The sequence below is a fragment of the Aeromonas sp. QDB11 genome, assembly GCF_027705265.1.
Lineage (GTDB): Bacteria > Pseudomonadota > Gammaproteobacteria > Enterobacterales > Aeromonadaceae > Aeromonas > Aeromonas allosaccharophila.
In genome coordinates this window covers 35,024-42,453 of sequence record NZ_JAPDBM010000044.1, presented here as the reverse complement: position 1 = coordinate 42,453, position 7,430 = coordinate 35,024, and the positions used below count along the sequence as shown (strand labels likewise).

Here is a 7,430-nt window from a genome sequence, read left to right as displayed (position 1 = left end):
GGGTATTAGCTGGTCAAGGATGGCGATCATACCTCAGAAGCCGCGCCACGCCTCGCTCATATGAGGGGATGGTTAAGTGTAAGCACAGGATGCCAAACAGGATTGTATGATGGATGACCAAATCCTGATTATTGATGATGATGATCTCGCCCTTCCCGACACGCAACAAGCGGGCTGGAAGGTGATGATTGTTGACGATGAGCCCGAAGTGCATCGCATCACCAAAATCACCTTGAACAAATTCGAGTTTGACAATCGCCCCATTGACTTTCTGCATGCCTATTCCGCTGCAGAGGCAAAGAAGCTGCTGGCCATCACCCCTGATGTCGCGCTGCTGCTGCTGGACGTGGTGATGGAGGTCGACCACGCGGGCCTCGATGTCGTCAAATATGTCCGTGAAGAGCTGCAAAACAAGATGGTGCGCATCGTGCTGCGTACCGGCCAGCCCGGCCAGGCGCCGGAAGATGACGTGGTCACCAACTACGACATCAACGACTACAAGGATAAGACCGAGCTCACCTCCCAGAAGCTGCGTACCCTGCTGCGGGCCAGCCTGCGCTCCTATCGGGATATCCGCACCCTGGAGAGCAACCGTCAGGGGCTGGAAAAAGTCATCGAAGCCTCCAAGGGGATCTTTGAGAAGCGGGCCCTGCGCCAGTTTGTCGAAGGGGCCCAGGAGCAGCTGAGTGCCCTGCTCCATCTGGGGGAGACCCAGATCTACGACGTCAGGCAATACGCCTACGAGGTGAAGGATCAACTGCTGGAGCCATTGCTACCCGGTCACCCTGCCATTCGTCTCACCGAGGCGCCGGAGATCTTGCGCCAGGCCATGGGCAAATGCAGCAATGTGTACGGCACCAATCAGATGGTGCTCTACTGCCAGAATCAGCGCCACCATCTGCTGTTCCATATCGAGACCACTCGTCAACTCAGTCAGATCGATACCAGTCTGCTGACCCTGTTTACCGAAAACATCATAGTGGCGCTGGAAAATATCCGGCTGAACGAGGTGATCGCCGACAATCAGCGGGAGATCATCTACCGCATCGGCGAACTGGTCGAAACCCGCTCGAAAGAGTCGGGGCTGCACGTCAAGCGGGTCGCGCTCTATACCGAGCAGTTCTGCCTGCTGCTGGGGATGAGTGAAGAGCAGAGCGAGCTGATCAAAAGAGCCTCACCACTGCACGACATTGGCAAGGTCGGTATTCCCGATGCCATCCTGCACAAGCCGGGCAAGCTGACCCCGGAAGAGTGGGAGATCATGAAAACCCACGCCCAGCTCGGGCAGGATATGCTCTCAGGCAGCGATCTGGCGCTGTTCCAGATTGGCGCCACCATCGCCGGCAATCACCATGAGAAGTGGAATGGCAGTGGCTATCCTCGTGGCCTGAAGGGAATGGATATTCCGCTGGAGGGACGGATCGTGGCACTGGCTGACGTGTTCGATGCCCTCGGCTCGGATCGCTGTTACAAGAAGGCGTGGCCACTGGACAAGGTGCTGGCGCTGATTGAGGAGGAGAAGGGTCAGCACTTCGACCCCCAGCTGGTCGAGCTGATGCTGGCCAATCTGGACAAGTTCCTCGAGATCCGCGAGCAGAACAAGGATGTCTATATCGGCGAACACTGATATCCGGTTTGTTCCGTTTATGAACTCAAAAAAACCGCTCTGCTTAATCAGGGCGGTTTTTTATATCTGGCATCACGCCACTGCAGAGCGACGGTTACTGCTCCGGCAGGTTGAGATCCAGCTTGGCTGCCGGCTGCCCGGACTGCTGACTTTCGGCCTGTGCCGCCGCCAATGCGCGTTTGAAGGCTCGCCGTTTTTGCATCACCACAAAACCGACACCACCCAGCATCACCAACAGCACGCCACCACCCGCCAATACCCAGATCAGCCAGCCCATCTCCTGTGCCGGAGCCTCATGGGTTGACTCGGCACTGGATGCCGGTGCGGCAGCCGATACCACCTCTACGGGAGGGGGAGGCGGCGGGAAGATATTGAAGGTTTTGACCGGCAACTCGATTTTCAGCTCGCGGCCGAGGCGAGTGGTGCCATAGAGGGTTGCTTTCACCACATGCTGACCGACCTCCTTGATGATGGAGAGATCGATATCAAGCTTGGGCTCACTGGCGGTCTCGCTGAACTCGTAGAGGCCGCCCACATTGCTGGTCACACTCCCCTTGATCACCACGGAGGCGGGATCCAGCTCATCACGGTCGATCAGCAGCGACAACTTGGCACCCAGCTCTTCCGAAGGCGGCGCCAGGTTATAACTGAACGGATAGGGGTAGAGCAGTACATCCTGATAACGGGCGCGGACAAACACCTGATTACCGGTACTGAACATGGCGCGGTACTTGCCACCGGGTATATCCTGCAGCGTCACTTCCGCGGTCATGATACCGTCACCCGGCACTTCGTCGAGACCCTTGCCGTCATCGCGATAGTGGCCGAGCACCTGATCCAGCACGACCTTTTGCTGGCTGGCATCGCTAAAGGATTGCAGCTTGACGGTCATGCCAAGGTCAGAGAGATAGTATTTATCTTTCGGCGGCTGGCCATTGATCAGCAACCACGCCTTGAGCTTGACCACCTCCCCCTGATAGAGCTGCATCGGCAGGGCGGCGATATCGAGCCGGATATCGGAGAGGATGCGCACCCGGTTGTCGGGGTCCACCTCGCCAATTGCCTGCCAGGGACCCGGCATGGGATTGCGCAGGGTAATGAGATCGTGCTCCGGCAGTGCCAGCCAACCCACCTCGGCGGGTTTGACCTTGCCCACGTAGAGCTTGCTGCCATCGGGACGAACCAGGATCACCGACGGGGTGCCCGGCTTGCGCTTGACGATGAAGGTGATCTCCTTCACCCCGTAATCGATGCGAAAGCGGTTATCCAGCAGCGGGATATCGGAGGGAGCAAACACCTCGGTCGCCGACGCGCCCAGCGAGAGCAACAACAGCAGACCGGCACACCACTTGCTCATTGCCGCCACAGACAACTTCCTCCCTTTTTCTGCACCAGATCCAGCCTCGCCTCGTGCAGGGCCTCTACCTCGGCGCTGGCGCGCACCACCTTGAGGGCGGGCCGATTGCTCTCCAGCCGGCGAATGCTGGTGTCCTGATTACTTTCGTTTTCGTTGCTTTCACTGGCCAGATTGAGTTTGGTCTGGCCACCGGTCATCAGCAGGTAGACATCTGCCAGGATCTCCGCATCGAGCAAGGCCCCGTGCAGGGTACGGTGGGAGTTGTCTATGCCATAGCGATCGCAGAGCACATCCAGGTTGTTGCGCTTGCCGGGGAAGAGATCCCGCGCCATCGCCAGGGTATCGGTGATGGAGCAGATATCGGCGGTCTTGAAGCCGAGACCGAGCTTGCTGAACTCGTAGTCCATGAAGCTCACGTCAAACGGCGCGTTGTGGGCGATCAGTTCGGCACCGCGGATGAATTCGATGAACTCGTCGGCGATCTGGCTGAACGATGGCTTGTCGCGCAGGAACTCGTCGGTGATACCGTGCACCTGGATTGCTTCCGGGTCGACCAGACGATCGGGCTTGATATAGACGTGATAGTGGTTACCGGTCAGCTTGCGGTTGATCACCTCCACACAGCCGATTTCGATAATGCGGTGACCCAGATAGACAGGGCCGCCTGCCGTATTCATACCTGTGGTTTCAGTATCCAGAATGATCTGGCGATTCAGTTGGGGTGTGTTCATGATCCAATCTATGTCAAACTTCGGCTTTACTTACTCGCTAGTTTACCCCAAGCCTCATGCTAAAACAGATTGATTGCTCATGTTAAAACAGATTGATGTCTATACCGACGGCTCCTGCCTCGGCAATCCGGGCCCGGGTGGTTACGGAGCCGTGATGGTCTACGGCACCCACCGCAAAGAGATTTCCGCCGGATTCAAGTTAACCACCAATAACCGGATGGAGCTGATGGCCGCCATTATGGGCCTGCGCACCCTCAACGAACCGTGCAAGGTGCGCCTCACTACCGACAGCCAGTATGTCCGTCAGGGGATCACCCAGTGGATCATCGGCTGGAAGAAGAAAGGGTGGATGACCGCCAACCGTCAGCCGGTCAAGAACGTCGATCTCTGGAAGGAGCTGGATGCGGAAGTGGCTCGCCATCAGATTGAGTGGCTCTGGGTCAAGGGTCACTCCGGCCACCCGGAGAACGAACGGTGCGACGAACTGGCCAGAGATGCCGCCTGCGGCAAGGATCTGGCCGAGGATACCGGCTACCAGCCCTGACGGGCCATTCCCGGTGTGGCGAGGGATTTGGGCAGTTGCCAGCGCCGCCGCACCGGGATCAGTGGAAAGCGCCGTTTACGGGCCGCAATCACATAGACCGACGCAAACACTCTGCAGTAATCCCGCCCGATGCTTTCCTGCCACCAGCTGTGCCAACTCTGTTTCCCCATAAACGAGTAGCCAAAACGCTCGTCGAACATCACTTCGCATCCCAGCAGATGCAGCCAGTCCGTCACCCTTCCCGGGGTAAACATCCGTGCCGACCAGGGCATTCTGCGCCGCAAGAACGGCACACAATGACCGATCCCAACCAGGCTCAAGGGGTTGTAGCCGCTGATGATCAGCCAACCATCGTCGGTCAGTACCCTTTCGGCCTCGCGCAGCACCTGATGGGGATCGGCAGAGAAATCGAGGCAGTGGGCCAGCAAGCAGGCATCGACGCTGCCGGTGCGTACCGGCAGATCGAGGGGATCGCCATAAATGTCGAGCAGCCGTCCACCGGGGGCAACCCCGATCTGGTGACGGATGGAGGAGCGTTTGCAAGAGAGTTCGGCGCTCAGGGCGCCAATTTTCAGCAGATGATAGCCAAACAGATTGGGGCACCAGTTGTCGAGCCGCTCCTGGATCTCGGCCGCCACCCAGTCCCCCATAGGCAATGCAGACCAGCTGGTCGGGATCTCGATTTGTTGTTCGGTACGTGCCACCTGCATAATAGGGCTCAACTCGGGGTTTCGAACGCCATCCTGTTATATAAGATACCCTCCCTAAAGAGAAGCAGACTCATGTATCCAGTGATCACAGTTCCAGCCTTTAATGACAACTACATCTGGTTGATCCGCCACGAAAATCACTGTCTGGTGGTCGATCCTGGCGATGCCGCCCCCGTGCTGGAGCGGCTCGAGGCATTGGGGCTGGTGCTCGACGCCATCCTGCTGACCCATCACCATCACGACCATGTGGGGGGCGTCACCGACCTGCTTACCCACTTCCCCCACGCCCGGCTTTATGGCCCCAAACTTGACCCGATGCCGGATCACCACGGTCAGTGGCTGGAAGATGGCGATCAGATCAACTGGCACGGCCTCGCCCTCGAGGTGATCCATGTGCCCGGTCACACCCGCGGCCACATCGCCTACCATGGCAACGGCATGCTGTTTTGTGGCGATACCCTCTTCTCGGCCGGTTGTGGCCGCCTGTTTGAAGGGACGCCGGAGCAGATGTACCACTCGCTGCAACGACTCGCCGCCCTGCCCGATGAGACCCTCATTTATTGTGCCCACGAGTACACCCTCTCCAACCTGCGCTTTGCCTATGCGGTCGAGCCGGACAACCCGGCGATCCGCCGCCAGATCGGGCTGATCAGCAAACTGCGGCAACAAGGGCTGCCAAGCCTGCCAACCCGGTTGGGGGATGAACGCACTTTCAACATTTTTCTGCGCTGCGAGCAGGATTCAGTGAAATTTTCTGCTGAAAATCACGGGCTAAAATGCGTGGAAAATCCGGTAGATACCTTCACCATCCTGCGCCAGTGGAAGGACGTTTTTTGAACAAACCTTGATCAGGGGGCCATTGCCCCTTATGATGCGGGCTGTTTTTCCTAAAAATGACCGGAACGAGATGAAGGTACGAACGGCCTTATTGGCAGCGCTGTTGCTCAGCGGCTGCCAAAACCTGAGCCATCAGGATGACCGGGCGCTAACGGCAATCGAGCCGATCAAGTCCCCCCAGGTCAAGAAAAAAGCGCATAAAAAACACTCTTCCCATTTCCTGTTTGGCGATGAACAGCTGGACGAAATGGAAGATACGGACAATCTGTGGGTGCGCATCAGCGATGATATGCAGCTGGAAACCCCGGATAATGCCCGCATCCGCCAACAACGAGAGTGGCTGTTGCGTAATGATAAGCATCTGGCGACCATTGCCAGCCGGGCTGAACCCTACCTCTATCTGATGGTAGAGGAGATAGAACGGCGTGAGCTGCCAATGGAGCTTATTACTGTCCCGATGATCGAGAGCATGTTTGATCCTCATGCCCGATCCCGCAGCAATGCGGTTGGACTCTGGCAGTTTGTCCCCGCCACAGGCAAGAACTTCGGTCTGCGCCACGACAACTGGTATGACGGACGGCGCGATGTGCTGGCCTCCACCAATGCGGCGCTCGATTATCTGGAGTACCTGAACCGCTTCTTTGACGGCGACTGGCTGCAAACGCTGGCCGCCTACAATGCCGGTGAAGGTCGGGTGCGCAACGCTATCCAGCGCAATCAGCGTGCCGGCAAACCGACTGACTACTGGTCGCTCGATCTGCCCCGCGAAACCCGGATGTATGTGCCGAAGATCCTCGCCATGGCGGACATGATCAGCAATGCGGACAAGTACAACGTCACGCTGCCGGTGCTCGCCAACGAGCCCAAGCTGCGGGTGGTAGAGACCGGCAGCCAGCTCGATCTGAATGTGGCCGCCCAACTGGCAGGTCTGCGCACCTCACAGCTCAAGGAGGTCAATCCGGCCCTGAGCCGTGGTGTGATGTCGCCCCGTGGCCCTTACCGCCTGCTGGTACCGGTAGAGTATGCCGATACCCTGGAGCTGGCACTGGCCGATCTGCCCAAGAGCGAGCGTATTCGTACCCGCTCCTATCAGGTCACCAGTGGCGATACCCTGTCGCGCATCGCCCAGAATCATGGCGTCAGCGTGAACGAGCTGAAGATGGCCAACAATCTGCGCAGCAACAACCTGCGTCGCGGTCAGCAACTGGTGATCCCGACCCACGGTCAGGTCAGCAGCAAGGCCAGCTCCGCCAGCAAACCGCAACAGCTGGCAAGCCGTGGCAGCAGCCAGAAGGCCAAAGTCAGTTACAAGGTGCGCTCGGGTGACAACCTGTGGAGCATCAGCCAGGCACACGGCGTCTCCCACGAAGAACTCGCCAAGTGGAATGGTCTGAATGCCAAGTCGGCGCTCAAACCAGGCATGAAGCTGGTGGTCTATCCCAAGCAAGGGAAGAAGAGCGACAAATCGATGGTGTATCAGGTTCGCCGTGGCGACTCCATCTCCTCCATCGCGGCTCGCTTCCAGGTGGCCATCAACGATGTGATGCGCTGGAATCAGCTGGATAAAGGGGATTACCTCAAGCCTGGTCAGGAGCTGACCCTGTTTGTGAAGAACAACAGCTAA

Annotated in this window: 7 protein-coding genes; 4 read left to right on the top strand and 3 right to left on the bottom strand. The window is 58.1% G+C overall.

Annotated elements, in window-relative coordinates; all coding sequences use genetic code 11:
- Nucleotides 1-109: 109 nt before the first annotated feature.
- Entirely contained in the window at nucleotides 110-1,627 is a 1,518-nt protein-coding gene (locus OKC40_RS15055; protein WP_270795775.1) for an HD domain-containing phosphohydrolase, read from the top strand.
- 94 nt (nucleotides 1,628-1,721) lie between these two features.
- Here OKC40_RS15055 and OKC40_RS15050 read toward each other — a convergent pair whose 3' ends face one another.
- Entirely contained in the window at nucleotides 1,722-2,984 is a 1,263-nt protein-coding gene (locus OKC40_RS15050; protein ID WP_182937817.1) for a TIGR03503 family protein, read from the bottom strand.
- Nucleotides 2,981-3,715 (bottom strand): DNA polymerase III subunit epsilon, encoded by a 735-nt coding sequence (gene dnaQ / locus OKC40_RS15045; RefSeq protein WP_042656957.1) that lies wholly within the window; start codon nucleotides 3,713-3,715, stop codon nucleotides 2,981-2,983. The genes OKC40_RS15050 and dnaQ overlap by 4 nt, the downstream gene beginning before the upstream one ends.
- A gap of 79 nt (nucleotides 3,716-3,794) precedes the next feature.
- Here dnaQ and rnhA point away from each other — a divergent pair, with 79 nt between their 5' ends.
- Nucleotides 3,795-4,259, top strand: a complete 465-nt coding sequence (gene rnhA, locus OKC40_RS15040) for a ribonuclease HI (protein ID WP_042656956.1) — start codon at nucleotides 3,795-3,797, stop codon at nucleotides 4,257-4,259.
- Here rnhA and OKC40_RS15035 read toward each other — a convergent pair.
- Nucleotides 4,247-4,969: a methyltransferase domain-containing protein gene (locus OKC40_RS15035; protein ID WP_270795770.1), complete on the bottom strand. Its 723-nt coding sequence runs from the start codon at nucleotides 4,967-4,969 to the stop codon at nucleotides 4,247-4,249. The two genes, rnhA and OKC40_RS15035, sit on opposite strands and share 13 nt — an antisense overlap.
- Before the next feature lie 72 nt (nucleotides 4,970-5,041).
- Here OKC40_RS15035 and gloB point away from each other — a divergent pair, with 72 nt between their 5' ends.
- Both gloB and OKC40_RS15025 read left to right on the top strand, forming a co-directional pair.
- Nucleotides 5,042-5,806 carry a hydroxyacylglutathione hydrolase gene (gene gloB, locus OKC40_RS15030; RefSeq protein ID WP_058052089.1) on the top strand — a complete coding sequence of 255 codons (765 nt, stop codon included), beginning with the start codon at nucleotides 5,042-5,044 and terminating at the stop codon, nucleotides 5,804-5,806.
- Nucleotides 5,807-5,876: 70 nt separating this feature from the next.
- Nucleotides 5,877-7,430, top strand: coding sequence for a lytic transglycosylase (locus tag OKC40_RS15025; protein ID WP_270795768.1), 1,554 nt, complete (start codon nucleotides 5,877-5,879; stop codon nucleotides 7,428-7,430).